2 protein-coding genes are annotated in these 3,742 nt (G+C 40.4%); one reads left to right on the forward strand and one right to left on the reverse strand.

Annotated elements, in window-relative coordinates; genetic code table 11:
• The first annotated feature begins 247 nt into the window (after nt 1-247).
• A complete protein-coding gene (locus QZY09_RS04235) occupies nt 248-1,054 on the forward strand; it encodes an SDR family oxidoreductase (protein WP_295668548.1) in 807 nt (268 codons plus the stop codon).
• Between the two features lie 80 nt (nt 1,055-1,134).
• Here QZY09_RS04235 and QZY09_RS04240 read toward each other — a convergent pair whose 3' ends face one another.
• Nucleotides 1,135-3,594 (reverse strand): hypothetical protein, encoded by a 2,460-nt coding sequence (locus QZY09_RS04240; RefSeq protein WP_295668550.1) that lies wholly within the window; start codon nt 3,592-3,594, stop codon nt 1,135-1,137.
• Nucleotides 3,595-3,742: the final 148 nt, after the last annotated feature.

Raw genomic sequence — 3,742 nt, forward strand, 5'->3', positions numbered from 1 at the left:
AACACCACCACAAAAAATGCCACTGCCCTTATCCTGTTTTCATCCACCTTTATAAAATCTACCGGGCATTCTAACGATGTTTGTTTTTTATATTGTATTTCTGAATCGACCATTTTAATAATTAAATATATTGTCTATGGAAATTATAGACAATGCAAAAGTAATACTTTTTATTTTATTTTAATGTAATTTGTGAAATGATGCAGATTCCTTTTACAATTTTTACGCATTGGTAACAAATAAAAAAATGGTGGTTAGTATTTTAGGCTGTGGCTGGTATGGAAAGGCGTTGGCGGCTGATCTTTTAAAAACAGGCACAATCGTTAACGGTTCTGCAACTTCTCCTGATAAATTGGAAGCGCTGGTTAATTCAGGCATCCTGCCCTATTTGGTAAAGTTTGATAATGAGCAAACGTCGTTTGATCCAACTTTTTTTAAGTGTGACGTAATGGTGATCAGTATTCCGCCCAGGCTTAAGGCTGGTGAAGGCGGCGGATACCTTTCAAAAATTCAGCAGATTATTGGCGCCTGTGTTGAATACAAGGTTAATAAGATCATTTATATCAGTTCAACCGGGGTTTATGGAGAATATGATCATGAAGTAAATGAATTTGACGAACCTAAACCCGATACTGCTTCAGGTTTAATATTGTTTGAAGCCGAGCAGCTTTTTCGAAAAGAAACTTCTTTTAAAACGACGATTATTCGCTTTGGCGGGCTCATCGGGCCAGGGCGTCATCCGGGGCGCTTTTTTGCGGGTAAAACCAATATCCCCAATGGGCTGGCACCTGTTAATCTTATTCATCAATCAGATTGTGTGCGTATTACAATGGCTGTAATAGATAAGGATGCTTTTGGGGGCTTGTACAATGCCTGTTCCCCTGATCATCCCGCAAAAGCCGCTTATTACAGTGAAATGACCGCAAAAGCAAATTTGCCATCCCCCGGTTTTATTAATGAATTGAAAAGATGGAAGCTGGTCAATAGTGTTAATCTAACAGCTGAGCTGAAATATGAATTCAAGTTTAACAAATTGAATGATTATACATTTTGATGCTAAAGAAGATACCCAAGCCCGCTTTTTTGTCAAGGTCATTTAGACGCATAAAAAACAAAATTCAGTGCGCTCTGGTGCTATTTATGGTAATCAGGATCCATTTCAGGTTTACGCAAACCAGCTACTTCATCTGCCATTAAAATAAAAACATTCCAGCACAAACCTTTTGTAGATGGCCACCAGCTATCTGTTGTATCCCATTTTGTTGGCGTAAATTCCTTGCTGAAAGGCCATTTGGGATTCAGATAGATCTCGGCCCATACTCTGTTTTCCATTAAGGGCCGGGCTTTTTTCCACCCATGTTTTAACCCTACCACGTACGCACAATATTCAGGTCTGAACCAACTGCCGCCGTTATAATAAAAGCCGTCAGTTTTTCCATCGCTGTAATTTTCTTCGCCGAATTTTCCAAAAGGCTGGTAATCACCACTCAGATAGGCCCACCCTTTTGCATCCTTTGTCACCCTGATCAGTATAGGTGCCGTAGTGCCATATTCCGGGTGCGGTGAGTTGGTGACTTTATTCAATATCGGTATCTGCTCCAGTTCGTTTTGTACCATTTCATCCGTTAATATGGGCTTTTTAAATAACCACAAGGAAAAAAATTCCGGCTCCAGGTCCGTAAGCGAGATCATATCCGGGAAATTCCTGTCAAATAACAAGTGTTTCCTTTTTACGTCATAAAAATTGCGGTACTCGTTCTCTGCTTTTTGGATATAGGCGTCGGATATCGAAAACCCTAATTCTTTAATGGTTTTTAACGCGATCACCAGCATGCCCTGGTTAACCGCCAGTCGGTCGGTTTTTGGGTTGTAATCAATTATATCCAGCTGGTTCATCGGAAAGTGCGATCTGCATTTTCCGGTCCTGCCGGGATCAAATTCATTCAAAACATAATTGACCGCTTTCTCAATTTTTTCATGCGGAAGTTTTACCCCAAACCGGCGTTTATTCAACATGGCCCATATCAGCCATTCAATAGTAGCCTCGTTATCTTTTGCCTCAACAGAACCCATCAAAGGTGTAATGATGGTACCTATAGAACCTTTGGATGTTTGCGTTTTGCCCCACTCCTCCCAAATTGATAAGTTCAACTCCTTGCTGTAAGTTGAAACCGTCGAGAAAAAAGAGTCCCGGTTGTACATATCCGGTGCATAGTTCATATTGGGCACATTAAAAGGCTTAAAATTGTCAACATCGGTGATCCAGGTAAGCATATTGAAATTGGCATACAACATTTTTTCAATCACTGAACCTTTAAAGCCTTTTCCTTCGGCCAAACGCGTTTGCGCTGAGATCATAAATTGCTGCTTCGATTTCCAGGGCTCAACAAAAATGTAGGTGGTTTTTTCTGCTTTTTCGCCCAGGGGAAGTACATTATATGCTTCTTTTTGCGGATGATTTTCAATGATCTTCAGCTCTTTAATATCGTACCTGGCTTCCTTTCCTGCCTCTGCGCCAATGAACATGGATACGCTATCTTTTTCGATATAGGGTACCATGATGCTTCTTTTAAAAAAGGTCCATTTTTTTTCATCTATCGGCAGGTTATCGATATATTTCATCCCATCTTCAAGCTCGGCGGTTTTTTGTCCGTTTTTAAGCCTGAAAAGTTTCAATGCCAAAGCTGCATTGCCCTTATACCAAAAAGAGACGGTATAAATGTTTTGATCTTTAAACGGGGCGATCATATTGATGCCCGATTGGGTTCCCTTATGACAGGTAACTGAAATAAGGCCCTGGCTCCTGATAATATCCGCATTCTCTGCTTTTTGGTCTGCAGGATCAATACTTAATAAGGTACTGTCGCCTGCGTCAAGATTATACATTTCGCCAAAGGTTTGGCGGATGTAATCATCATTTTTTGCCCGTTCCGCCAGGTCAGCAACTGAAAATAAATTAGGATCGGCGAGGCGGCGCAAACCTGTAAAGCCCTGATCACGTCCACTAAAACGACGTCGCGTATTCCTGGTGTACTGGTTTTTATACCCAGCATCGGTTAAAAAACCAACAACATTATTATCAGCAGTTATAAAGCCGGCTGCCGGGAACATTTCATGTGCAAAGCCTCCCGGGAAATTATCCTCTTCAAAAGTTAAATAACGCTGTGGCTTGTTTGCCGGCCTGGCGGTTTCCTTTAATATGTAATACATGCCCGGCATAGACGGCTGGAATAATTGAATGGTTTTTTTGACAAGATTTGAGTTGACCACCTGGTAGGTTACTGTTATTGACAGATCAGCATCAAATTCCTGTATATAAAGATCGCTTGATAAGGTGATCATGTTTTCGTTTCCGGTCCATTTTTGGCCTTTTATATGCTCAAGGTTGGTTATGGTAGTTAAATCATGGTTGTATAATTGCAGGGAGAGTTCCTCTGTATTGGTAACCACCAATTGCTGTCCGTTATAAATATCGACCTGGTACCCTTTTTGGGCGTCGCCAACAGCTTTAAGCGCAAGATGCTGAGCGAAGGTGCTGAAACCTGCAAACAGGCAAACAAAAAATAAAGATAACACAACCTTAAACTGTACCATAAATAAAGTATTAAATCAACTTGAAACCATTATTCATCTTTATAACCCATCCTTAAAAAAAAACAACAAAAATCAGGCAGTACAAAAAGGCCTAAAATAACATGCTGTATTTAAAGAGTAATGGAATATAAACTTGGTTATTGGGTTG

This window comes from uncultured Mucilaginibacter sp., assembly GCF_903913935.1.
GTDB lineage: Bacteria > Bacteroidota > Bacteroidia > Sphingobacteriales > Sphingobacteriaceae > Mucilaginibacter.